This window comes from Mycolicibacterium austroafricanum (genome assembly GCF_902705885.1).
In the GTDB taxonomy this organism is placed as follows: domain Bacteria; phylum Actinomycetota; class Actinomycetes; order Mycobacteriales; family Mycobacteriaceae; genus Mycobacterium; species Mycobacterium vanbaalenii_A.
Window position 1 is genome coordinate 196,018 of record NZ_CACSIP010000056.1, and the last position, 23,496, is coordinate 219,513.

The window sequence follows — 23,496 nt, forward strand, 5'->3', positions numbered from 1 at the left end:
GGTGATTCGGTCGTTACGGTCGTTGCCGTGCGTGGTTCCGGCTTGCGGCCGCGGAGCCGGCGACGGCAGCGCCTACGCTGGGTTTCATGGGTCTACGGCTGCGCAGGGGGCGAGGGGGCACCCGCGACATCGAGGCGGATTACGACGAGCGCACGACGGTGGTCACCGGCCAGGAGCAGGAGGCGGCCGGAGTCAAGGCCGTGCTGGTGTCGCTGCAGCGTGGGCTCGAGTCGATGGGCCCGCTGCGGACGGCGCTGTCGCTGTTCAGGCTGAACCAGCGCAAGGGGTTCGACTGCCCGGGCTGCGCGTGGCCGGAGGAACCCGGGGGTCGCAAGTTCGCCGAGTTCTGCGAGAACGGGGCCAAGGCGGTCGCCGAGGAGGCCACCAAGCGGGTGGTCACGCCCGAGTTCTTCGCCCGCCACTCGATTGCCGACCTGGAGGGGCGTCCGGAGTACTGGCTGAGCCAGCAGGGCCGACTCACCCACCCGATGGTGCTGCGGCCCGGCGACGACCATTACCGCGAGATCGGCTGGCCCGAGGCGTTCCGGTTGATCGCCGACGAACTGCGGGCGCTCGACGACCCGAACGAGGCGGTGTTCTACACCTCCGGTCGCACCAGCAATGAGGCGGCGTTTCTCTACCAGCTGCTGGTGCGCAGCTTCGGCACCAACAACCTGCCGGACTGTTCGAACATGTGCCACGAGTCCTCGGGAGCCTCGCTGGTCGAGTCGATCGGTATCGGCAAGGGGTCGGTGACCGTCGAAGACGTGGCGGGCGCGGACCTCATCGTGATCGCCGGACAGAATCCGGGCACCAACCATCCGCGGATGCTGTCGGTGCTGGAGAAGGCAAAAGCCAACGGCGCGAAGATCATCGCCGTCAACCCACTGCCCGAGGCCGGCCTGATCCGGTTCAAGGACCCGCAGAAAGTCCACGGGGTCATCGGCCACGGCGTCGCGATCGCCGACGAGTTCGTCCAGATTCGCCTCGGCGGCGACATGGCGTTGTTCGCCGGGGTGGCCCGGCTGCTGCTGGAGGCCGATGACCGCAGCCCGGGAAGCGTCGTCGACCGCGATTTCATCAACACCTACTGCGCCGGCTTCGAGGAGTACGAAGCGCAGGCGCGGGCCGTGGACCTCGACACCGTGCTGGAGGCCACCGGCATCTCGCGTACCCAGCTGGAACGGGTGGCCGCGATGTTCGCCGCATCAGAACGCACCGTGGCGTGCTGGGCGATGGGCCTGACCCAGCACCGCCACGCGGTGCCGATGATCTCCGAGATCAGCAACGTATTGCTGATGCGCGGCATGATCGGCAAACCCGGCGCGGGCCTGTGCCCGGTGCGCGGACATTCCAACGTTCAGGGCGACCGCACGATGGGCATCTGGGAGAAGATGCCCGAGACGTTCCTGGCCGCGTTGGACTCCCACTTCGGCATCAGCAGCCCACGCGAGCACGGCGTGGACACGGTCGACGCGATCCGGGCGATGCGCGACGGCCGGGCCAAGGTCTTCATGGGTATGGGGGGCAACTTCGCGCTCGCGACGCCGGACACCGCCGTCACCGAGGCGGCACTGCGGGCCTGCGCGCTGACGGTGCAGGTGTCGACGAAGCTGAACCGCAGCCACGTCGTGCACGGCCGGACCGCCCTCATCCTGCCCTCTCTGGGCCGTACCGACCGTGACCTGCAGAACGGTGTGAAACAGCAGGTTTCGGTGGAGGATTCGATGTCGATGGTGCATCTGTCCCGCGGCAGCCTGCACCCGCCCGGCGACCAGGTGAGCAGCGAGGTGGCGATCGTCTGCCAGCTCGCGCGTGAACTGCTCGGCCCCGGACACCCGGTGCCGTGGGAGCGGTTCACCAACGACTACGACACCATTCGCGACGCGATCGCCGCGGTGGTCCCCGGATGTGCCGACTACAACGCCAAGGTGCGGGCACCCGACGGCTTCCAGCTGCCGCACGGCCCCCGCGACTCACGCGAATTTCCCACCAGCACAGGCAAAGCCAACTTCGCGGTCAACCCACTGGAATGGGTGCCGGTCCCCGCCGGCCGGCTGGTCCTGCAGACGCTGCGCAGTCACGACCAGTACAACACCACGATCTACGGCCTGTCGGATCGCTACCGCGGCGTGGAGGGCGGCCGTCGGGTGGTGTTCGTCAACCCGGCCGACATCGCGTCGTTCGGGCTCGCCGACGGTGACCGGGTGGACCTGGTGTCGGAGTTCACCGTGGACGGCGAGTTGCAGGAGCGTCGCGCCAAGGACTTCCGGGTGGTGTCGTATTCGACGCCGGTCGGCAACGCCGCGGCCTACTACCCGGAGACGAACTCCCTGGTCGCCCTCGACCACGTCGCCGCCAAGTCGAACACCCCGGTGTCGAAAGCCGTGGTCATCCGACTCGAAAAAGCCAGTGCCCCATCTGATCTGGTGAGTGGGTCCTCATGGGCAGAGTGACGGCGCGCCGACGGGCGCGGCACGTGACGGCCGACGACGTGGTGGCCCGGCCCGAGACGCTGGTGGTCGAGGAGCCGTTGGAGATTCGGGTCAACGGGGTGCCGTTGACCGTGACGATGCGTACTCCCGGCTCCGATGTCGAGTTGGCGCAGGGGTTTCTGCTCACCGAGGGTGTGGTGTCCCGGCGCGAGGACATCCTGTCGGTGCGGTACTGCCGCGGCGCGGACGAAGACGGTCTCAACTCCTACAACGTGCTCGACGTGACGCTGGCGCCGGACGTGCCCGCGCCGGACGTCGATCCCACCCGGAACTTCTACACGACGTCGTCGTGCGGCGTGTGCGGGAAAGCGTCACTGGAGGCGGTCCGCCTGATCAGCAAGCACGGCCCCGGTGACGACCCGGCGACGGTGCGGGCAGAGACGTTGTCGGCATTGCCGGGCAAGCTACGCGACGCGCAGAAGGTGTTCGCTGCGACCGGCGGTCTGCACGGTGCGGCACTGTTCGGCTGCGACGGCAGCGTGTTGGTGGTGCGCGAGGACATCGGCAGGCACAACGCCGTCGACAAGGTGATCGGCTGGGCGCTGGAGCAGCGTCGGGTGCCGCTGAGCGCCACCGTGCTGCTGGTCAGCGGGCGGGCGTCGTTCGAGCTGACCCAGAAGGCGGTGATGGCCGGCATCCCGATGCTCGCCGCGGTGTCCGCGCCGTCCTCTCTGGCCGTCGACCTGGCCAGCCAGTCCGGGCTGACGCTGGTGGCCTTCCTGCGGGGTGACTCGATGAACGTCTACACCAGGCCCGACCGCGTGAAGAACTGACCGAAAACCGGCCCCTACCTGCAATCTCCATGCATTCTCCAGACAAACTCCATGCACCGCCATCCGCTGATGCCCGAGCATCGACAGCATGCCCGAGATCCTGGTCGCCACGCTGTCGTCGGCCGGCCGCGCCGAACCGCTGTTCAGCGTCGCCGGCGATCTCGTGGGCCGCGGGCACCGGGTCACCGTGATGACCGGCGTCGCGCACGCGGAGTCGGTGCGGCAGCTCGGGGCTCGTCTGCATCCGTTGCCGGCGACAGCCGATGGCGAGCCATCGTCGCACACCGCAGGGGCGGGACCCGATGACTTCTCCCGTCGGCTGCCCTGCCAGACGGTCGAATTCCGCAGGGCGCTCGGCGAACGGCGTTACGACGTCGTCATCATGGACTACGGACTGTCCGGGATCGTCCCGCTGCTGTCCGGCGCCGCAACTGCTGTGCCGCCGGTGCTGTGCTACACCCCCACCCCGGCCGTTCCGGCGCAGCTTCTCGAGGTCGGAGCCCTCTTCGACCGGCTGATCGTCCCGACGGTACCGAGCTTCGAGTACCCGCACAATGACCTGCCTGCAAGCCTGCGATTCGTCGGAGTGGTGCGGCCGCGACCGCCGGACGGGTTCGTGCCCCCGGCGTGGTGGGCCGAACTCGACGGCGCCCGGCCGGTCGTGCACGTCACCCAGGGCACCGACAACGGTGATCTGTCCCAGCTCGTCGAACCCTGCATCAGCGCGCTCGCCGACAGCGACGTGACGGTGGTGGTCAGCACCGGCGGTCGTGACCCCGGCGCGTTGGGCATCCCCCTACCGGCCAATGCGTTCGTCGCCGAGCATCTCCCGCAGGATCTGCTGCTTCCGAAAGTCGACGTCCTGGTGACCGACGGTGGCTATGCCACTGTGCAGCCCGCCTTGGCGGCGGGGGTGCCCATCGTCGTCGCGGGCAGCACCGGGGACCGCGCTGAGGTCGCCGCCCGGGTGGCCTGGTCGGGCACCGGGATCAATCTGCAGACAGGTACACCGTCACCGGCGGCGATCGCAGCGGCCGTTCAGCGGATCCGCAGCGAGGCCGGGTTCCTGCGCAACGCCCGCAGGTTGGAGGCGGACTTCGCCCGCCGCGACGGGGTCGCAGAGATCGCGGCCCTGGTCGACGAGGTCGTCGGGGAACGCGCGCAGCGGTGGGCGAACTAGGCGCTCTTCTCGCGCCGCTCCGAGCGTGACGCCTTACGCGGGACGATCGTCGGAAGGACGTTGTCCTCCACAGTCTCCTTGGTGACGACCACCTTGGCGACGTCATCGCGGCTGGGGATGTCGTACATCACCGGCAGCAGGACTTCCTCCATGATCGCGCGCAGCCCGCGAGCGCCGGTGCCGCGGTGGATCGCCTGATCGGCGATGGCGTCCAACGCGTCCTCGGCGAACTCCAGTTCCACACCGTCCATGTCGAACAGTCGCGTGTACTGCTTCACCAGTGCGTTCTTGGGCTCGGACAGGATCTTGACCAGTGATTCCTTGTCCAAGTTGGTCACCGAGGCCACGACGGGAAGCCGCCCGATGAACTCGGGGATGAGCCCGAACTTGATCAGGTCTTCAGGCATGACCTCGGCGAAGTGGTCCTGGGTGTCGATCTCGGCCTTGGAGTGCACCTCGGCGCCGAAGCCCAGACCGCGCTTGCCGACGCGGTCGGAGACGATCTTCTCCAGCCCGGCGAACGCACCCGCCACGATGAACAGCACGTTGGTGGTGTCGATCTGGATGAACTCCTGGTGCGGGTGCTTGCGGCCGCCCTGCGGAGGAACCGAGGCCTGCGTGCCCTCGAGGATCTTCAGCAGCGCCTGCTGCACGCCCTCGCCGGAGACGTCGCGGGTGATCGACGGGTTTTCGCTCTTGCGGGCGATCTTGTCGACCTCGTCGATGTAGATGATGCCGGTCTCGGCGCGCTTGACGTCGTAGTCGGCGGCCTGGATCAGCTTGAGCAGGATGTTCTCGACGTCCTCGCCGACGTAGCCGGCCTCGGTGAGGGCCGTCGCATCGGCGATGGCGAACGGCACGTTGAGCATCTTGGCCAGCGTCTGCGCCAGGTAGGTCTTGCCGCAGCCGGTGGGGCCGAGCATCAGGATGTTGGACTTGGACAGCTCAACCGGCTCGGCGCGGGAGTCCCGCATCTTCTCGCCGGCCTGGATGCGCTTGTAGTGGTTGTAGACGGCCACGGCCAGCGTCCGCTTGGCGGTGTCCTGACCGATCACGTAGCCCTCGAGGAAGTCGCGGATCTCGACGGGCTTGGGCAGTTCGTCGAGCTTGACGTCGTCAGCGTCGGCGAGTTCCTCTTCGATGATCTCGTTGCACAGGTCGATGCACTCGTCGCAGATGTAGACGCCCGGACCCGCGATGAGCTTCTTCACCTGCTTTTGACTCTTGCCGCAGAACGAGCACTTGAGCAGGTCACCGCCGTCTCCAATGCGTGCCATGGTGCTGGTGTCCCACTTCCTGTCGGCAGTCGTTGATCAATCTGTTCGGTGCGTGGCACCGGGCGTTATCCCGACGCTACCCGCTTGTTCCGGCACCGTGCGACTGATAAAGCCGAATCGCGCCGGTGGTATTCACGTGTGGTTGCGCCAACATATCGCCTGATGCGCCCCGCATGGCCGCGAAGACGACACCGTGTCTCTGGCGTGTCGCCGCCGTTACCGCTCCGGGAGCCGTCCGCGACCAGACGTCCGGGTCCCGGAGCAGTGCCCGAGGGCACCGTTCACGATACCGGCCTGGGCGCGGGACCCGCCGGTCCCTGCTGCCGCGTCAGCGACGACCGGGCCCTATCGGGCCGGGACCCACCGGACCGGGCCCCACCGGACCGGGACCGACCGGACCCACCACTCCCCCGACGCCGACCGGGCCCACCGGACCGACGATCGGATTCGGGGGGTTCAGGTACACATTCACGTCGTAGTAGAGGCACTGGGCCGAGTAGACGTCCCAGTACATTCCGACCGGACAGACCACGTCATCGGCAGCGCTGACCGCGGGTGAGGCGATCTGCGTCATCACCATTGCGACCGTCGACGCAGCCAACGCGATCCTGACGGCGCCAGGCCGTATCCCCACCCTCATCGGGTTCCCCCTGCTGCCGAAGCATCTTTGCAGTCATCGACGAACGTCACGACTGTACGGACAGCGTGCCACGGTCAACGGCGCAGCGACACCGATCGGCGCATTTGCCGCCCGCCGGTGCCGGGGCGCTGTCGTACCCTGCGACCATGACCTCACTCGACGAAGCTTTCGGCCTGGCCAGGAATGACAACGGCCTGGCTGTGGTGTCGACGCTGCGCGCCGATCAGACCATCCAATCGTCGTTGATCAACGCCGGACCGCTGCCGCACCCGGCGACCGGTCAACCGACGCTGGGTTTCGTCACCTACGGCAAGGTCAAACTGGCCAACCTGCGGGCCCGCCCCCAGATCGCGGTGACTTTCCGGCAGGGGTGGCAGTGGGCCACCGTCGAGGGGCGAGCCGAGCTGGCCGGGCCCGACGATCCGCAGCCCTGGCTCGGTTCGGACGACACGCTGGCGCGTCTGCTGCGCGACATCTTCACCGCAGCGGGCGGGACGCACGACGACTGGGACGCTTACGACCGGACGATGCGCGAGCAGCGCCGCACCGGCGTGCTCGTCGTCCCGACGCGGATCTACAGCAACGGCTGAACGCCGTCGCTCAGGCGGTCTGCGCCGACAGCTTGCGGTACTCCAGCACGGTGTCGATGATTCCGTACTCCTTGGCCTGCTCGGCGGTCAGGATCTTGTCCCGATCGGTGTCCTTGCGGATCACCTCGGCCGACTTGCCGGTGTGCCGGGCCAGGGTGACTTCCATCAGGGTGCGCATCCGCTCGATCTCGGCGGCCTGGATCTCCAGGTCGGAGAACTGCCCCTGGATGACGCCGCCCAGCGAAGGCTGGTGGATCAGGATGCGGGCGTTCGGGAGCGCGAGGCGCTTGCCGGGGGTGCCGGCAGCCAGCAGCACCGCGGCCGCCGAGGCGGCCTGGCCCAGGCACACGGTCTGGATGTCGGCGCGCACGTACTGCATGGTGTCGTAGATCGCCATCAGCGACGTGAACGAGCCGCCGGGTGAGTTGATGTACATCGTGATGTCGCGGTCGGGGTCGAGCGACTCCAGCACCAGCAGCTGCGCCATGATGTCGTTCGCCGAGGCGTCGTCGACCTGCACGCCGAGGAAGATGATCCGCTCCTCGAACAGCTTGTTGTACGGGTTCGACTCTTTGACACCGAAGCTGGAGTGCTCGATGAACGACGGCAGGATGTAGCGGGCCTGCGGTTGCTCCGCGGCGGTGCCGTGAGGTGTGCTCAGTCGCGGGTCGGTCATGAGTTCGCTCCGTTGACGTTGGTGCTGGTGATGATGTGATCGACGAAGCCGTACTCGAGGGCTTCCTGAGCGGTGAACCAACGGTCGCGGTCGGAGTCGGCCTCGATACGCTCCATCGTCTGCCCGGTGAACTCCGCGTTCAGCCGGAACATCTCCTTCTTGATCGATGCGAACTGCTCCGCCTGGATCGCGATGTCCGCGGCCCCGCCGGTGATGCCGCCCAGCGGCTGGTGCATCAGGATGCGGGCGTGCGGCAACGCGTATCGCTTGCCTTTGGTGCCCGCGGCGAGCAGGAACTCACCCATCGAGGCGGCCATGCCCATCGCGTAAGTCGCCACGTCGCAGGGGGCGAGCACCATCGTGTCGTAGATCGCCATGCCGGCGCTGATCGAGCCGCCGGGAGAGTTGATGTAGAGGTTGATGTCCTTGGTCGGATCCTCGGCCGACAGCAGAAGGATCTGCGCGCACAGCCGATTCGCGATGTCGTCGTCGACCTGGGAACCCAGGAAGATGATCCGCTCGGACAACAGCCGCTCATACACGGAGTCGACAAGGTTGAGGCCCTGGGAGGCGCCACGCATGTCAGTCACGAATGGATACCTGCTTTCTATGTGTACTTCCGACGCGGTGACCGGTCTTACGAATGACACTAACCAACCCGCGCGGCCGGGGAGTCCCCAGACCGTGCGCGTTCGCTCAGAGCGTCACTTCGAGTCGTCGGCCTCGGGGGCGTCCTCGGCAGTGTCGGCGTCTTCGGCACTGCCCGCCTCATCACTGGTTTCCACGGTGTCGTCGGCCGCCTCGACGGCCTCGTCGCCCGCCTCGGCAGCCTGCTCGCCGGAGGGGCCGAAGAACTCGGTGGTGTCGATCTCGGTGCCGTCGGTGTCGGTGACGGTGGCACCGTGCACCACCGCCGCGACGGTCAGGCCGCGGCGGACGTCGGCGAACATCGCCGGCAGCTGGTTGTTCTGCTGCAGCATCTGCAGCAGCTGTTGGGGCTCGACGCCGTACTGACGAGACATCAACACCAGACGCTCGGTCAGATCGTTCTGGCCGACCTGGATGTCGAGCTTGTCGGCGATGGCATCCATCAGCAGCTGGGTCTTGATGGCCTTCTCGGCGTTGGTGCGGTTGTCGGCGTCGAACTCCTCGCGGGTGCTGCCCTGCTCCTTGAGCGACTCCTCGAACTTCGCCTCGTCGTGGTCCAGCCCGTGGATGGCGTTGTGCAGGGTGTCGTCGACCTGTGCCTGCACCACCTTCTCCGGCAGCGGCACCTCGACCAGCTCGAGCAGCTCCTCGATCGCCTTGTCGCGGATCTGCTCGGCCTGCTGGACCCGCTTGCCCCGGGCGACCTGCTCGCGCAGGTCGCTGCGCAACTCCTCGATGGTGTCGAACTCGCTTGCCAGCTGCGCGAATTCGTCGTCGAGCTCGGGCAGCTCACGCACCTTGATCGACTTGACGGTGACGCTCACCTGCGCCTCCCGGCCGGCGTGCTCACCGGCGACCAGCGTGGTGGTGAAGTCGCGGCTCTCGTCCTCCGTGAGGCCGATGATGGCCTCGTCCAGGCCGTCGATCAGCTCACCGGAGCCGACCTCGTGGGACAGCCCCTCGGTGGCGGCCTCGGGGACGTCCTGACCGTCGACCGTCGCCGACAGGTCGATCGACACGAAGTCACCGTCCTCGGCGGCACGCTCGACGCCGGTCAGGGTGCCGAACCGCTTCTGCAGGTTCTCCAGCTCGGTGGCGACGTCCTCGTCGCTGACGCTGATCGGGTCCACGGTGATCTTCAGCGTGGCCAGGTCGGGCAGGTCGATCTCGGGACGGACGTCCACCTCGGCGGTGAACACCAGCTCCTCGTTGTCCTCGAGCTTGGTGATCTCGATCTCGGGCTGGCCGATGGGCTGCAGCGACGACGACGTCACGGCCTCGCTGTAGCGGCCGGGCAGCGCGTCGTTGACGACCTGCTCGATCACCGCGCCGCGGCCGACGCGGGCTTCGAGCAGCTTGCGCGGAGCCTTCCCGGGCCGGAAACCGGGCAGCCGGATCTGCTTGGCCAGCTGCTTGAACGCCTTGTCGATCTCGGGTTCGAGCTCGGTGAAGGGCACCTCCACGTTGATGCGAACCCGGGTCGGGCTCAACTTCTCGACGGTGCTCTTCACGTTGCGTACTCCTCTATTGCCGTTCGGGTGGGTGGTGCTGGTCGGGGTGACAGGATTTGAACCTGCGGCCTTCCGCTCCCAAAGCGGATGCGCTACCAAGCTGCGCTACACCCCGGTCGTCGCTGGCGTCGCGCAGCGCCGGACCACCGGCGATACTACGGCCTGACCAGACAAAGCCTTCAATTGGATTTGAGTTGGGCGGGGCCGGTACAGTCTGCCGGTACTGTCCTCTATGTGCAGCACATGCGGGCGTAGCTCAATGGTAGAGCCCTAGTCTTCCAAACTAGCTACGCGGGTTCGATTCCCGTCGCCCGCTCCAAGCCCCCCCGCGGCGGGTCGCTGCGCCCGACGTCTCTCATCGGCGGGTGCGTTCCCGCCTGTCGGGAGTCCTTCCGCAACTCAGATCCCGGTGCACAACGACACGAATGGGATGGGCGCGCAGATCCCATTGGAGAAGCCCGGCGTCGGGTCGCCGTTCCACGGCGGCGGTGGTGGCGGTGGAACCGGTGCTGCCACACACGTGTTAGTGGGCGGGTCGTACACCGTCCCGACACCGCATTCAGTAGCCTGCGCCACGGCGGGACCAACCACCGTCACGAACGCGGCCGCTGCGAAACACGCCACCCATGCGGTTGCGATTCGACGAACCTTGCCCACCTGAGGCCTCCCCGGGACGTTCCCCGATCCTGGCCTGACCCGAATCTGCGCCCTGCCCAAGCCACTGTCACCAAACCAACGCTCGTCCCAATCCTGGAGTTACCCGCGCAGGGACGCGTTGCGAGGATTCGGTGACGCGCCGCTCGGGTAGTCGGCAACCGGACGACGGGGTCCTCGACGAGGTGGGCACCTCCACCACCGAAACGCCGGTTCGGACCAGGGGAAACGACATGGCAACTCCCGAACGCTCGGCACCTGACCCCGCGACCGTCTCCGACGACGAAGCTTCGAGTCAGAAGTCCTCGAAGGCGACCAGAACCGCGCTCTTGGGTGCGATGTTCCTGATGGCGACCAGCGCCGTCGGCCCCGGGTTCATCACCCAGACCACCGATTTCACCGTCAGGCTCGGGTCCGCCTTCGCGTTCGCGATCGTCGCGTCGATCATCATCGACTTCGCGGTTCAGCTCAACGTGTGGCGCGTCATCGGGGTGTCCGGGATCCGGGCCCACGAACTGGGCAACCGGGTGCTTCCCGGTGTCGGGTACGCGCTCGCCGCGCTGGTGGTGGTCGGTGGGCTGGTGTTCAACATCGGCAACACCAGCGGCGCCGGTCTCGGCACGGACGCGATGTTCGGCCTCGATCCACGCATCGGCGGCGCGATCTCGGCGCTCATCGCCATCGGGGTGTTCCTGAGCAAGCGCGCCGGGGTGGGGCTGGACCGGATCGTGGTGGTTCTCGGCGCCGGGATGATCATCATGACCGCCTACACCGCGATCGTGTCGCGGCCACCGCTCGGTGAGGCGCTACGCAACGCGGTCCTGCCCGAGTCGATCAACTTCCTCGCGATCACGACGATCGTCGGCGGCACGGTGGGCGGCTACATCACCTACGCGGGCGCGCACCGCCTCCTCGACACCGGGGTCACCGGGCCGGACAACGTCGGCCGAATCACCAGCACCTCGCTGTACGGCATCATCGTCACCGGCGTCATGCGCACGCTGCTGTTCCTGGCGATCCTCGGGGTGACGGCCGGTGGTGCCGCCCTCGCCGACGACAATCCCACCGCCTCGGCGTTCGAAGCCGCGCTCGGCGCGGCCGGCGGAGTGTTCTTCGGCGTCATCCTGTGGGCCGCCTCCATCACCTCGGTGATCGGTGCCGCGTACACGTCGGTGTCGTTCCTCACCACCTCCGGCACCACGCGGCGCCGCCAGAACATCCTGACGGTGGGCTTCATCGCCCTCAGCGCAGCGTTGTTCGTGATTCTCGGCGCCGCGCCGGTAACGCTGCTGATCTTCGCGGGCGCCTTCAACGGCCTCATCCTGCCGATCGGATTCACCGTGGTGGTGTGGGTGGCCTGGATGCGCCGCGACCTGATGCACGGCTACCACTACCCGATGTGGCTCAAGCTGGTGGCCGTCGCCGTCTGGCTGCTGACGCTGTATCTGGGCTGGATGTCGTTGAGCGGCCTTTCGGAGCTGTGGAGCTGAGCCGACCGACCCAGGGGGGCAGATGAATCGCCACACCGTTCCCGCGGACACGGCAGCGGTCTGCCCCTCGGACGCGCGGCGCCGGTTCCGGGAAGGACTGGTGACACAGCGCGCTGCAAGTGCCGTGAGTGCCCTGCTGCGGGGCGCACGACCAGCCCCGCTCCACGATCTCCACACGATCTCCATGTGAACTCCAAGCCCGTAGGCGCGGCGTGCAAGACGCTGGTCGACATGAGCGAATACACCGAAACCTTGTCCAGGCCGGCCCGCGCGCCCGAGCGCGCAGCTACCCCTGCCGAGCCCGTGTTCATCAGTGTCGCCGAAGTGCTGCTCGGCAGCGTCGCGGCTGACTCCACAGTGGGCGCTCGTCCCGCCGGCGCGCCGCACGACTGGTGGACGAGACGGGCCGCACGACGGGCTCACCGGCGACGGGCGGCGCGACGCCGGCCGGACTACTTCGAGCACGCGGCGATGGCTCGGGAGATGCACCGGCTGTGACCGGAGCCGAAAATCACATCCTGTTCCAGACGCGATCGGGGCCGGGGTATACGCCACCGCCGGTCGACCAGCGGGACGAGGTCCCACCTGTCGGTACGCTGTGAGCCATGGAAGGCGCACTGCTCGTTCTGCTCCTGCTGGTCGTCGCGGCGATCGGGGCCGGGGTGTACGCCACCGCCAAGGCCTCGAACAAGCGCAGAGCCGCATCACTGGACGACGCGAAGGCCGACGCCCGCCGTGTCATCGAGCGGCTGGGCGGTCAGGTGTTCGCCCTCTCCGGCACCGACAACGCCTCCAAGCAGGCCCTCGCCGATGCGTCCGAGCGCTACACCGCGGCGTCTTCTCAGATCGACCAGGCCGCCACCGCGCGCCAGGCCGAACTGGCCAAGGAAAGCGCGATGGAAGGGCTGTACTACGTCCGGGCGGCCCGCATCGCGATGGACATGGACCCCGGACCTGAACTGGAGTCGCTGTCGGGTCAGCGGACCGCCGGCACCGTCACCGAGGACCGCCGCGTGCAGTTCGAGGGACGTGAGATCGAGGCCTCACCGGTGCCCTCCCAGCGCACCCCCAACTACTACCCGGGCGGACGGGTCGCGGGCCGCCCGGTGCCGGCAGGCTGGTACTCCGAACCGTGGTGGAAGCCCGCGCTGGTCGCGGGCGCATGGGGCATGGGCTCGGTGCTGTTGTTCAGTGCGATGTTCTCCGGCATGAGTGGCGTCGGCTACGACGCCCAGGCGTTCGAGAACGGTTACGGAGACGGGTACGGCGACGGCCTCGCCGCCGGCCAGGACGGTGGCGGCTTCGACGGCGGCGGCGACACCGGCGGCGGCTGGGACACCGGCGGAGGCGACTGGGGCGGCGGCGATTTCGGCGGCGACTTCGGCGGGTTCTAGCACTCGAGGCGCACCGACGGCGTCAGCTCTGACAGGTGGGGCACCAGAACAGGTTGCGCCCCTCCAACACCGTGGTCCGGACACCCGTCCCACACACCCGGCACGGTTCGGCGGCGCGGCGGTAGACGTACGTTCGCGGTCGACCCTGCCGGTATGACGGTGCGCCACCGTCGTGTTCGGGCCGCACGACGATGATCTTGCCTCTGCGCACCCCGACCTTCATCAGCGCCACGAGGTCGGTCCACATCGCGTCGAATTCGTCGGCGGTGATCGTCGTACCCGGGCGCAGCGGGTCGATCCGGTGGCGGTAGAGCAGCTCACTCCGGTACACGTTGCCGACGCCGGCCATCACCGCCTGATCCATCAGCAGCGCGCCGATAGGCCTACGGGACTTGCTGATTCGCCGCCAAGCGAGCTCCGCGTCGGCGTCAGCGCGCAACGGGTCCGGCCCGAGCTTGGCGATCACGTCTGCGATCTCGGGCTCTTCGATCACCTCGCACACCGTCGGCCCCCGCAGGTCGGTGCCGTACTCGGCGCCCAGCATCCGCATGCGCACCTGTCCGACCGGTAACGGTAGCGGCACGGGCTTTTCGGTGAATGTTCCGTACAGCCCGAGGTGCACATGCACCACCCGCCCGCCCTCGTAATGGTGGAACAGATGCTTGCCCCAAGCGGTCGCCTTCTTCAGGACGTGTCCGCTGACCATCGCGGCGCCGGCTTCGAATCGCCCCTGCGGGCTGGAGACCACCACGGGCGCACGGCCGAAGCGACGCTGGTGCTGCCGGGCCAGCCGGTGCAGGGTGTGACCTTCGGGCATGTCGTCAAGTCTGGCGTACCGCTCCAGCGGCCAGGGCATTGGCCCAGCCGCCGTACCGGCTGATGTCAGCCCCGCGGGCGGACCCGTCACAGCCGAACGCGGTACGCCATGAGCCATCCTCGAACTCGACCTTGCCCAGCTGCATCGGCGCGGGTAGTGCGGCCAAGAATCTTCCCAGCGACGCCGGCGACAACAGCCATCGATGGCCGGCCAGGGCGGCACCCGCGGCGTCGTCCGACACTCGGGTGACCGCGGGTTTCGCGGGGGTCGTCGGGAGAACGGTCATCCGGTATCGGGGCGCGGTGGTGATCTCACCGACAAAGCGGGCACCCAGGTCGGTGAGCTGATGCGCCAGCGGGCCGCCGAACAGATGGGCGCCGAACACCACCAACTCCACATGGTCGGCCACCGCCTGTGGCCAGGCGTCCGCCGGTGGCGCGCCATCGTGGAGCAGCCCGGCGATGTCGAGGGCGACGGCGTCTTCGAAGGCCCGCGCCAGCACGGTCACGCCGAACTGGGCATCACCTGCCGTGCCCGCCGGCACCGCCACGGCGCACATGTCGAACAAGTTGCAGAAGTTCGTATAGGTGCCCATCCGGGAGTTGACGCCGACCGGGTCGGCGGTCACCTCGGAGATGCGGGGATGCATCGGCGCGGTCGGGAGGAGAAGCGCGTCCGCGTCCTCGATCACGGCCATGGCCGCCGTGCGCAGCCGCGCCACTTCGGCGCGGTCGCGCACCAGTACGTGCGCAGGGATATCCCTGGCCGCACTGACGATGGCTTTGACGGTCGGGTCCAACGAAGCGCCGGGGTGTGCGTCGACGAACTCACCCACGGCGGCATAACGTTCGCTCACCAAAGCGCCGTCGTAGAGAAGTTTGGCAGCGGCCAGGAACGGCGCGATGTCCACGCTGACGGTCCGGGCGCCGGCCGCGACGAGTCGCTCCACCGCCCTGTCGAACGCTGCACGCCACTGCCGATCCAGCTCTGGAAGCTCGTTCGGTACCGCCACCACGGGAGCGGCCGGCGCAGATAGTACGGTGTCGGCGGGCCAAACTCGGGCAGCCGCCCGCTCGGCCATGACCGCCATCGCGCGACCGGCCAAGTCCACACTGGTGGCGAATATCGTTATGCAGTCATAGGATTCGCATGCGGGTACCACTCCGGCCGTACTCACCACTCCTACGGTGGGCTTTATCGCGACCAGGCCCTGCAGCGCAGCAGGTATCCGCCCGGAGCCGGCGGTATCCGTGCCGATCGCGATATCGACGGCTCCGGTAGCCACCGCGACCGCTGATCCCGAACTTGAACCACCACTTATGAATTCAGGTCGCCGACTGTCCGGCACCACGCCATAGGGCGATCGGGTGCCGACGAGACCGGTGGCGAACTGATCCAGGTTGGTCTTGCCGACGACCACCGCCCCTGCCTCACGCAGCGCTGCCACTGCGGGCGCGTCCCGTTCCGGCAGATAGGCGAATTGCGGGCAGCCGGCCGTGGTGGGCAGGCCTGCGACATCGACGTTGTCCTTGACCGCCACCCGCATGCCGGCGAGGGCCCCTTCACCACAACGGCTTTCGGCCAACTCGGCAGCCACTTGCGCGTCCGGCCTTCGGCTTATCCACACTGTCATCGAAATCACCCAATCTGTTGTGCGCCGAGGAAGCATTGTCAGTAACCGGGACGTAACACAGTTCACCATCTGGCAACGCGACCGTAGTGCCTGTCGAACCTGCATCCGCCATCGTATACATGGCAGTACACCACAATGTATACCGACTCAGCGACAGGCAACCATGTCACCAATTCCACGTCACCGGCTCCGATTCAGCGCCTTGGCGATCCTGCTGATGCTGGTGACAGCAATCGCCGGATGCTCCACCATCGACTCCACCTTCACCCCCACCGCTGGCGAAGACGGCCAGCGGGTCTTCCGGGTGGGCACGTTGCGCGGCCAGCCCCACCTGTTCATGCCGTTCTTCTACCAACAGTTTCTGGACGACAACACTCAGGCCGAAGTGCTGGTGTTCGACTCATCGCCGGACGTGAAGAACGCGCTGGTGTCCGGCCAGCTCGACGCGGCGGTGATGGGCGTCCCGGCCATGCTGGCCGGAGCCGCCGCCGAGCAGGACGTCCGACTCATCGCGTCGTCTGCCGACGGCGGTTCGGCCATCGTCGGACGACCCGAGATCGCCGACGTGACCGACCTGCGCGGCAAGCGTGTCGGCTACCCGATCGGCTCCTCCCAGGAGGTGATCCTGCGCTCGACGCTCACCCAGTCCGGCATCGACCCCGACCGCGAGCTGATACTGGTGAACCTGGCGTTCTCCGATATGGCTAACGCCTACGCCAGTGGGCAGATCGACGCCTTCTCTTCCGCGGAGATCGGCCCGTCGCTGGCCAAGCTGAACGGCGCCCACGATGTGGTGTCGCCGTATGACACCCCGATCGGGAAGGTCAATATCGGCCTGGCCGCCACCCAGCGCACCATCGACGCCGACCCCGACTTGGTGCAGACGATCGTCAACGCGCACTCCGACGCCGTCGCGTTCATGGACACCCACCGCGACGAATGGCGGGATCGTGTCGTCGGCGAGTTCGGACTCGATCCCGCGGTCGCCGCGGGCGCGATCGCCAACACCTGGCCGCGGGCCGACCTGTCCGGCGAGTACGTCTCCCAGGTCGACGCGCTCGCGCGCGAGATGTTCGCCCTCGACCAACTGCCGGCCCAACCCGAAATGTCCACGTTCGTCGACAACACCTTCGTCGAGTCGGCGTCCACCACCGTCGAGCCCGCGGAGGACCAGAAATGACCGCCACCACAGAAGCTCCCTCCGCCCTGGCGGCGGCGCCGGAGACGAAGACCACGCGGTCGCCGTCCCGGCTTGCCAAGCACGCCAAGAGCGTGCTGTTCGCGGTGGCACTGCCACTGGTTCTGGTGGGGCTGTGGGCGCTGGCCGTGCGGGGCCAGTGGAACCTTCCGCTGGGCATCGACATGCGATTTGTGCCCTCCCCCTGGGCGGCGCTGGTCCGGACGTGGGACCTGGCGTTCGGATCCAGCGAGGCCACCAGCGGGACGCTGTGGCGACACACCGCGGCCAGCACCCTGCGGGTGGCCAACGGATTTCTCATCGCCGCTGTGCTGGCCGTGCCGTTGGGTCTGGTGATGGGACGGATCCGGTTCATCATGAATCTGTTCGACTCGACAGTAAGCCTGCTGCGACCCATCCCGGTCACCGCGTGGGCGCCGTTGGCGCTCTTGCTCATTGGGTTCGGTGATCGCTCGACGATCTTCCTGATCCTGCTCGCGGCCTTCTTCCCCATCCTCATCAACACGATCGCCGGTGCGGCCAACGTGTCGCCACGGCTTCTCGAGGCCGCGGCCATGCTCGGCACCCCGGCCTGGAAGTCGTTCTTCACGGTGGTGCTGCCCAGCTCGATGCAGTCGATCACCTCGGGACTGCGGGTGGGTCTCGGGTTGTCCTGGGTGGTGCTCGTGGTCGGCGAAACCGTCGGCATTCGAACGGGTCTCGGCGCTCTGATCACCCAAGCCCGGGACATGAGCCGCACCGACATCATCATCGCCGGCATGGTGGTCATCGGCATCGCCGGACTGTTGAGCGACCGACTGCTCACCCTCTGCCTTCGACTGGCCACGCGTGGCCGGCCGGGCCTGGTCTGACACCAACGACACGAAGCGAGAATCACATGACCACTAGTGCGACAGCTCTGGGCGCGCCGATCACGATTGCGGGCCTGACCAAGACCTTCCCGTCGGAGGCCGGCCCGGTCACCGCGCTGGCCGGCCTCGATCTGGACATCGCGGCCGGTGAATTCATCGCCGTCGTCGGAGCCAGCGGATGCGGCAAGTCCACCCTGCTGCGCATGCTGGCCGGGTTCGAGCTGCCCACATCAGGAATCCTCGAGGTGGGCGGGAATACCGTGACAGCCCCCGGCCCGGATCGCGGCGTGGTGTTCCAGGACTACGGACTGTTCCCATGGCTCACCGTGCTGGAGAACGTGGCCTACGGACCACGCCAGAACGGTTCGTCGCGCAAAGACGCCGCCGAACGAGCGGAGCGCTTCATCGAGTTGGTCGGTCTCACCCGGGTGTCGCAGCGATTCCCCAGCCAGCTCTCCGGCGGCATGCAGCAGCGGGTCGCCATCGCCCGGGTGTTGTGCAACGAGCCGGCGTTGATGCTGATGGATGAACCGTTTGGCGCACTGGATGCGTTGACCCGTGGCTCGATGCAACGCGAGCTCGAACGCATCCACCACGAGATGGGCACCACCACAGTGTTCGTCACCCACAGCGTCGAAGAGGCGGTGTACTTGGCTGACCGGGTGATTGTGATGGCGGGCGGGATCTCGCACGGCACGCCCGGCCATATCGAGGCGGTCGTGCCCATCGAACTGGACCGGTCACGCGACGTCAACGCCGCACAGTTCACTGACTACCGGCGTCGCATCAGCGGCCTCATCATCCAGCACGAGAACGACGACGAGTAGCCGCGCTTAGTCCCGCAGGGCCATGACGACGTCGAACATCGCCATGGCCTCGCGGGCCCGCGCGATCACCACTCGGCGAGAACCCTCGATGTGCGCGTGCAGCAGCCCGCGGGCGTCGCGCAGATCCCCGTCGAGCACCCGCTCGGTGATATCGATGTGCTCGTCGATCGTCGCCAGCACCCGGTCTTCGGTGAGGTAGTCGAACATCCGCATCGGCCGGATCCGGGCGTTCACCGATTCCAGGGCCGTCACCAATGCCTCATTTCCCGACGAGGACAGCAGCCGCAGGTGAAACTGCTCGTCCTCCTTGACGATCCCGGCGTCCGGAACTGGCGGCGTCTTACGGAACTCGCGCCATCTCTCCAGTTCGGGTTCGAGGATGCTCGGGTCGTGGCGGCGGCCGTCAGCGTCCTCGAGTCGCTGTATTCCTCGCAGCTCCAAGGTGATTCGTAGTTCGTAGAGATCTTCGAGATCATCCACGCGGGGCCGGTAGGGGTAGAAACCGCGATCGCGGCGTTCGATGAGCCCGTCGGAGAGCAGGCGAGCCAACGCTTCACGCACCGGGGTTCGCGACACCTGGTAGCGCTCCGCGAGGGTGTTCTCGGCGAGCCGGTCGGTGGGCCTCAAACGTCCCCACATCAGGTCGTCGCGCAGCGCCACGAAGACGCGATCTGCCAGGCTTCCGCTATCGCTCATACGCCTCTCACCACCGTGTATCCAGCAGTGTATACGAGGCGGTATGCCCGGTTCAGGCGCCGGGCACCGGCGGTGCGACGTGGGTGCGCTCGAATTCGGCGAGGATGTCGATCCGGCGCTGATGACGCGGCGCCTCTGACCACTTGGTGGCCAGGAATGCGTCCACGATCGCCAACGCCTCGTCGGTGGTGTGCATCCGGCCGCCGATGCCGATCAGTTGTGCGTTGTTGTGCTCGCGGGCCAGCGACGCGGTCGTCGTGCTCCACGCCAGGGCGCATCGGGCACCGGGCACCTTGTTGGCCGCGATCTGCTCTCCGTTGCCGGAGCCGCCGAGCACGATGCCCAGGCTGCCCGGGTCAGCCACCGTCTTCTCTGCCGCGGCGATGCAGAACGCCGGGTAGTCGTCTTCGGCGTCGTAGCTGAAGGCACCACAGTCGACCGGTTCGTGCCCGGCAGCCTTCAGATGCTCGATGATGACCTGCTTGAGCTCTAGTCCGGCGTGGTCGGCCCCGAGGTAGACGCGCATGCGGACACCCTACATTCGCCCTCTGCCCCGCGGGCGCGCGCGCTTGTGCAGCACCACGCCGCCAGATGTGGGCATTCTCGTCACGCTCGCGGGGCGCGACATCTGCGTGTCAGCCCACGGTGATGGCGTCGAGCCGCTCCTTGATGAACGCCGCCGACGTGACCGGGCGCAAGCCGGACACCTTGCCGACGGGCGGCTCGAGCGGTGTGACGACCGCGTCGTGGTTGGCCTCGTAGAAATAGATGAGCGACACCAGATCTTCTTCTGGGGCATGCGGCTGCGGCGGCAGCACCCGATGCCGGCCCGAGGGCCAGCGCCGCCCGCTCCAGTACTCCAGGAGATCGCCGATGTTCACCGTCAGGGCGTCGGGGTCATAGGGCGCGTCCTGCCAACCCGCCTCCTCGGAGTACACCTGCAACCCGCCGGCGCCCGGCTCACGGTCCAGGATGGTGACCGTCCCGAAGTCGGTGTGCGGTCCGATGCGGAACTGACCGGGTTCCGGCTCGCCCACCACGCTGACCGGTGGATAGTGATTGATGTTCATCGTCCACGTCGGCATGCTCGCCATCGCCGTGAACGGATTCACGGGCAGACCGAGCGCGTGCGCGAACAACGCCAGCAGTTCGTCGGCAACGGACCGCATCCGGGCGGTGTACTCGGTCACCAACCGCTCCAGTGAGGGCACCTCGGCCGGCCAGACGTTGGGCGCGAACCAGACCCGGTCGACGTCGACGTCGCCCGTCGCGGTCTCGGCGCCCAGGCTGAAGCTCTCCTTGAGGTCCGGCGGGGTCTCCGTGCCCTCGGCATAGGCGTTGGCCTCCGCCCCGGGGGCCAGCCAGCCGTGTCCACCCACGGCGACCGAGTAGCCGGCCTTGACGTGCTCCGGCTGGGCGAAGAACTCGCGAGCTGCAGCCCGAACGCCACTCGTCAGCGCCGGGCCCACCCCGTGACCGCGGACCAGGATGAAACCCGCGCGTTGCAGACCCGCGTCCACCTCGGCTGCAAGCTCGTCTGCCCGACGCCCCCCTTCGCGCCAACGTGAAAGATCGATGGTTGCAATGGCATTCACCGACCAACCTCACTCACCGATGTCCTCCGCCCACAGGTCCGGGTTGGTCGCGATGAACTCCCGCATCAGCGTTACACAACGATCGTCGTCGAGCAGGGTGACCGACACCCCGTTCTCGGCCAGCCAATCGTGACCGCCGGTGAAGGTCCGGCTCTCTCCGATCACCACGGCGCCGATGTTGAACTGCCGGACCAACCCGCTGCAATACCAGCAGGGCGAGAGCGTGGTCACCATCACCGTCGACCGGTAACCGCGCTGTCGGCCGGCGTCGCGGAACGCGTCGGTCTCGGCGTGGATGGACGGATCGTCGAGTTGGACGCGCCGGTTGTGTCCACGGCCGAGCACGGCACCCTCCGCCGAGAACAGCGCGGCGCCGATCGGGATACCGCCTTCTGACAACCCTTTTCGCGCCTCCTCGACGGCGACGTCGAGCATGTCGAGTGCAGAGCTCATACCTTCTCGGCGGCGATCTTGGAGCGACACAGAAGCAAGTATGCCGCCCCGGCGAGCAGGAACCCGACAAAGAAAGTCACATCGCCGAGTTCGGGCACCGCGGCCGCGACCGCGCCGACGAGCAACTCCTGGTTGGCGAACAGCCCCACCGACACCACCAGCCCGATCACGAACGCGGCCAACCCTCCCCAGTTGACGTACGCGCGATCGTAGAGCAGATGCGCGACCGGTCGGCCGCGGCGCAGGTACTGGTCGGCGAACACCACGCCCAACCACGGTCCCACCCAGTAGGCGATGATCAGCAGGAACGCCTCGTAGCTGTGTGCGGCGTCGGGCAACGCCCACCACGCCACCAGGAATCCGGCCACCCCGAAGAACACCGTAACCACTGCCCGTGCCACGTGCGCGGGCAGCTTGATCCCGATGGTGACGAAGGCCATCGCACCGGAGTAGACGTTGATCGCGTTGGCGGCGACCGCGCCGACGGCGATGGCCAGCAGCGTCGCCTTCGCCAGCGGCGAGGCCAGTTCGGCGGTGAACGACCCCGTCGGGTCCGCCAGCGTGGCCTCCCCGGTCGTCACCGACGCCGCACCCACTACCTCGAGCACCACGCATGCAGTGAAAAGGCCTGCAGCGGCGAAAAACCCGGTGCGCGCGGGTGAGACCGCGGCCGGCAGGTACCGGGTGAAATCCGCAGCGTACGGGGTCCAGCCGGCCGCGTACCCGAACGAGGTGCCGACGGTGAGCAGGAACCCGCCCATCCCGCCGACCCCTTCGGCGCTGGGCGCAGTGTTACCGATGTCGGCGTGCGCGAAGATCGCCACCGACGCCGCGACGAACACGACGGCCAGCACCGGGAACGAGTACCGCTCGAACGCCTGCACCAGGTTGTGCCCGAAGAACGCCAGCGCAGTCTGTGCCAGCACGATCACGATCAGCCCGACCAGCGGAGCGAACCCGAACAGCGTCGACAGCGCGAACGCACCGCTGACACTGTTGGTGGCGAACCAGCCGACGCCGGCGGTCACCGACATCAGCACCGCGGGCACGGCATTGCCCTTGAACCCGAACGGCAGTCGGCCCAAGACCATTTGGGGCACACCGTGCAGCGGTCCACGTGCCGACAGGAAGAAGTGTGCGACCGCACCGAGCCCGGTTCCGATGACGATGCCGAGGACCGCCTGCCAGAACGTCATGCCGAACGCGAGCACTGCGAGCATCCCGACGAAGATCGTCGCGAACTCGAGATTGGGTGAGGTCCAGGTCCAGAACAGCTGCCGGGGCTCACCGTGGCGGTCGGCCTCGGCGATGTATTCGTTGCCGCCGGGTTCTACTGCGACGATCCGGTCACGGTAGGCGCCCTCGGTGCGGTCGGCGACAGTCATCGCCATACCGTCACCCCCGAAGGGGCGCTGCGCAACTCGAGTCAACAACGCGGAAACATTTGCCCGCCGCGGAGTGACCGGTCAGTCGAAACTGGGGTCCTCGGTGCGACTCCGCTTCAGCTCCCAGAAGTGCGGGTAGGACGCGAAGGTCACCGACGCGTCCCACAACTTGCCCGCCTCCTCGCCCCGCGGGATCCGCGACAACACCGGCCCGAAGAACGCCACGCCGTTGACGTGGATGGTCGGCGTGCCCACATCGTCGCCGACCGCGTCCATGCCGGCATGGTGGCTTTCGCGCAGCGCGGCGTCGTAGTCCGTGGATGTCGCCGCCTCTGCCAGCTCGGCCGGAAGCCCGGCCTCTTCGAGGGACTCCTTGATCACCTGACTGAAATCACTGTCGAAGTCCCGATAGCTGTTGTTGTGGATCCGCGTCCCCATCGCGGTGTAGAGCGGTCCGAGCACGTCGGCGCCTTTGGCCTGCTCGGCGGCGATCGCGACCCGCACCGGACCCCATGCCGTCTTCATCGCTTCGCGGTACTCCTCGGGCAGGTCCCTGCCCTCGTTGAGCACCGCCAGGCTCATCACGTGGAACCGGACGTCTATGTCGCGGACCTTCTCCACCTCCAGGATCCAGCGCGAGGTGATCCAACACCACGGGCACAGCGGGTCGAACCAGAAATCGGCGCGGGCCTTCTCTGACATATGTGGTCCTC

The 23,496-nt window shown here is 67.5% G+C and carries 23 protein-coding genes and 2 tRNA genes; 11 read left to right on the forward strand and 14 right to left on the reverse strand.

Annotated features, from left to right (window positions below):
• Positions 1-86: 86 nt before the first annotated feature.
• The 3 genes from BEMPMBAN_RS29090 to BEMPMBAN_RS29100 all read left to right on the forward strand — a co-directional run bounded on the left by BEMPMBAN_RS29090 (position 87) and on the right by BEMPMBAN_RS29100 (position 4,448).
• A complete protein-coding gene (locus BEMPMBAN_RS29090; RefSeq protein ID WP_159234938.1) occupies positions 87-2,456 on the forward strand; it encodes an FdhF/YdeP family oxidoreductase in 2,370 nt (789 codons plus the stop codon).
• Positions 2,444-3,268, forward strand: a complete 825-nt coding sequence (fdhD, locus tag BEMPMBAN_RS29095) for a formate dehydrogenase accessory sulfurtransferase FdhD (protein WP_159234939.1) — start codon at positions 2,444-2,446, stop codon at positions 3,266-3,268. The genes BEMPMBAN_RS29090 and fdhD overlap by 13 nt, the downstream gene beginning before the upstream one ends.
• A gap of 88 nt (positions 3,269-3,356) precedes the next feature.
• Entirely contained in the window at positions 3,357-4,448 is a 1,092-nt protein-coding gene (locus BEMPMBAN_RS29100) for a glycosyltransferase (protein WP_159234940.1), read from the forward strand.
• Here BEMPMBAN_RS29100 and clpX read toward each other — a convergent pair.
• Both clpX and BEMPMBAN_RS29110 read right to left on the reverse strand, forming a co-directional pair.
• Positions 4,445-5,725, reverse strand: a complete 1,281-nt coding sequence (clpX, locus tag BEMPMBAN_RS29105; RefSeq protein WP_159234941.1) for an ATP-dependent Clp protease ATP-binding subunit ClpX — start codon at positions 5,723-5,725, stop codon at positions 4,445-4,447. The two genes, BEMPMBAN_RS29100 and clpX, sit on opposite strands and share 4 nt — an antisense overlap.
• Before the next feature lie 328 nt (positions 5,726-6,053).
• A complete protein-coding gene (locus tag BEMPMBAN_RS29110; RefSeq protein ID WP_200846155.1) occupies positions 6,054-6,365 on the reverse strand; it encodes a hypothetical protein in 312 nt (103 codons plus the stop codon).
• Between the two features lie 146 nt (positions 6,366-6,511).
• Between BEMPMBAN_RS29110 and BEMPMBAN_RS29115 the strand changes: the two genes are divergently transcribed.
• Positions 6,512-6,955 carry a TIGR03618 family F420-dependent PPOX class oxidoreductase gene (locus BEMPMBAN_RS29115; protein WP_159234943.1) on the forward strand — a complete coding sequence of 148 codons (444 nt, stop codon included), beginning with the start codon at positions 6,512-6,514 and terminating at the stop codon, positions 6,953-6,955.
• 10 nt (positions 6,956-6,965) lie between these two features.
• Here BEMPMBAN_RS29115 and clpP2 read toward each other — a convergent pair whose 3' ends face one another.
• The 4 genes from clpP2 to BEMPMBAN_RS29135 all read right to left on the reverse strand — a co-directional run bounded on the left by clpP2 (position 6,966) and on the right by BEMPMBAN_RS29135 (position 9,905).
• Entirely contained in the window at positions 6,966-7,631 is a 666-nt protein-coding gene (gene clpP2, locus BEMPMBAN_RS29120) for an ATP-dependent CLP protease proteolytic subunit ClpP2 (RefSeq protein WP_159234944.1), read from the reverse strand.
• The gene (locus tag BEMPMBAN_RS29125; RefSeq protein ID WP_200846164.1) at positions 7,628-8,212 is read right to left on the reverse strand and encodes an ATP-dependent Clp protease proteolytic subunit; all 585 of its coding nucleotides are present in this window, start codon (positions 8,210-8,212) and stop codon (positions 7,628-7,630) included. The genes clpP2 and BEMPMBAN_RS29125 overlap by 4 nt, the downstream gene beginning before the upstream one ends.
• A 123-nt stretch (positions 8,213-8,335) precedes the next feature.
• Positions 8,336-9,790: a trigger factor gene (tig, locus tag BEMPMBAN_RS29130; RefSeq protein WP_159234946.1), complete on the reverse strand. Its 1,455-nt coding sequence runs from the start codon at positions 9,788-9,790 to the stop codon at positions 8,336-8,338.
• 38 nt (positions 9,791-9,828) lie between these two features.
• Positions 9,829-9,905 (reverse strand) — tRNA-Pro (locus tag BEMPMBAN_RS29135).
• Positions 9,906-10,035: 130 nt separating this feature from the next.
• On the opposite strand from BEMPMBAN_RS29135, the gene BEMPMBAN_RS29140 reads away from it, so the two are divergent.
• The 4 genes from BEMPMBAN_RS29140 to BEMPMBAN_RS29155 all read left to right on the forward strand — a co-directional run bounded on the left by BEMPMBAN_RS29140 (position 10,036) and on the right by BEMPMBAN_RS29155 (position 13,328).
• Positions 10,036-10,109 (forward strand) — tRNA-Gly (locus tag BEMPMBAN_RS29140).
• A gap of 568 nt (positions 10,110-10,677) precedes the next feature.
• On the forward strand, positions 10,678-11,934 hold the full coding sequence (locus tag BEMPMBAN_RS29145) for an NRAMP family divalent metal transporter (protein ID WP_159235000.1): 1,257 nt from the start codon (positions 10,678-10,680) through the stop codon (positions 11,932-11,934).
• A 186-nt stretch (positions 11,935-12,120) separates the two neighbouring features.
• Complete coding sequence (locus BEMPMBAN_RS29150; protein ID WP_159234947.1) at positions 12,121-12,432, forward strand: hypothetical protein; 312 nt, start codon at positions 12,121-12,123, stop codon at positions 12,430-12,432.
• A 107-nt stretch (positions 12,433-12,539) separates the two neighbouring features.
• Positions 12,540-13,328 (forward strand): DUF1542 domain-containing protein, encoded by a 789-nt coding sequence (locus BEMPMBAN_RS29155; RefSeq protein ID WP_159234948.1) that lies wholly within the window; start codon positions 12,540-12,542, stop codon positions 13,326-13,328.
• 22 nt (positions 13,329-13,350) lie between these two features.
• Here the strand turns inward: BEMPMBAN_RS29155 and BEMPMBAN_RS29160 are convergent, their stop codons facing one another.
• Positions 13,351-14,145, reverse strand: coding sequence for an Fpg/Nei family DNA glycosylase (locus tag BEMPMBAN_RS29160; protein ID WP_159234949.1), 795 nt, complete (start codon positions 14,143-14,145; stop codon positions 13,351-13,353).
• 4 nt (positions 14,146-14,149) lie between these two features.
• Positions 14,150-15,814 carry an allophanate hydrolase gene (gene atzF, locus BEMPMBAN_RS29165; RefSeq protein ID WP_159234950.1) on the reverse strand — a complete coding sequence of 555 codons (1,665 nt, stop codon included), beginning with the start codon at positions 15,812-15,814 and terminating at the stop codon, positions 14,150-14,152.
• Positions 15,815-15,941: 127 nt separating this feature from the next.
• Here atzF and BEMPMBAN_RS29170 point away from each other — a divergent pair, with 127 nt between their 5' ends.
• Genes BEMPMBAN_RS29170 through BEMPMBAN_RS29180 form a run of 3 tightly spaced genes read left to right on the forward strand, consistent with a single transcriptional unit; the run spans position 15,942 to position 18,654 of the window.
• Positions 15,942-16,958: an ABC transporter substrate-binding protein gene (locus tag BEMPMBAN_RS29170; protein WP_234897760.1), complete on the forward strand. Its 1,017-nt coding sequence runs from the start codon at positions 15,942-15,944 to the stop codon at positions 16,956-16,958.
• Entirely contained in the window at positions 16,955-17,827 is an 873-nt protein-coding gene (locus tag BEMPMBAN_RS29175) for an ABC transporter permease (RefSeq protein WP_159234951.1), read from the forward strand. The genes BEMPMBAN_RS29170 and BEMPMBAN_RS29175 overlap by 4 nt, the downstream gene beginning before the upstream one ends.
• Positions 17,828-17,853: 26 nt before the next feature.
• Positions 17,854-18,654 carry an ABC transporter ATP-binding protein gene (locus BEMPMBAN_RS29180; RefSeq protein WP_159234952.1) on the forward strand — a complete coding sequence of 267 codons (801 nt, stop codon included), beginning with the start codon at positions 17,854-17,856 and terminating at the stop codon, positions 18,652-18,654.
• Between the two features lie 6 nt (positions 18,655-18,660).
• On the opposite strand, the gene BEMPMBAN_RS29185 is transcribed toward BEMPMBAN_RS29180, so the two are convergent.
• The 6 genes from BEMPMBAN_RS29185 to BEMPMBAN_RS29210 all read right to left on the reverse strand — a co-directional run bounded on the left by BEMPMBAN_RS29185 (position 18,661) and on the right by BEMPMBAN_RS29210 (position 23,485).
• A complete protein-coding gene (locus tag BEMPMBAN_RS29185) occupies positions 18,661-19,350 on the reverse strand; it encodes a GntR family transcriptional regulator (RefSeq protein WP_159234953.1) in 690 nt (229 codons plus the stop codon).
• 52 nt (positions 19,351-19,402) lie between these two features.
• Entirely contained in the window at positions 19,403-19,876 is a 474-nt protein-coding gene (locus BEMPMBAN_RS29190; RefSeq protein WP_159234954.1) for a ribose-5-phosphate isomerase, read from the reverse strand.
• Between the two features lie 109 nt (positions 19,877-19,985).
• Positions 19,986-20,945, reverse strand: coding sequence for an isopenicillin N synthase family dioxygenase (locus BEMPMBAN_RS29195; RefSeq protein WP_159234955.1), 960 nt, complete (start codon positions 20,943-20,945; stop codon positions 19,986-19,988).
• A 9-nt stretch (positions 20,946-20,954) separates the two neighbouring features.
• Entirely contained in the window at positions 20,955-21,398 is a 444-nt protein-coding gene (locus BEMPMBAN_RS29200) for a nucleoside deaminase (protein ID WP_159234956.1), read from the reverse strand.
• The gene (locus tag BEMPMBAN_RS29205; protein WP_159234957.1) at positions 21,395-22,789 is read right to left on the reverse strand and encodes a purine-cytosine permease family protein; all 1,395 of its coding nucleotides are present in this window, start codon (positions 22,787-22,789) and stop codon (positions 21,395-21,397) included. Before BEMPMBAN_RS29205 ends, BEMPMBAN_RS29200 begins: the two co-directional genes overlap by 4 nt.
• 75 nt (positions 22,790-22,864) lie before the next feature.
• On the reverse strand, positions 22,865-23,485 hold the full coding sequence (locus BEMPMBAN_RS29210; protein ID WP_159234958.1) for a mycothiol-dependent nitroreductase Rv2466c family protein: 621 nt from the start codon (positions 23,483-23,485) through the stop codon (positions 22,865-22,867).
• Positions 23,486-23,496: the final 11 nt, after the last annotated feature.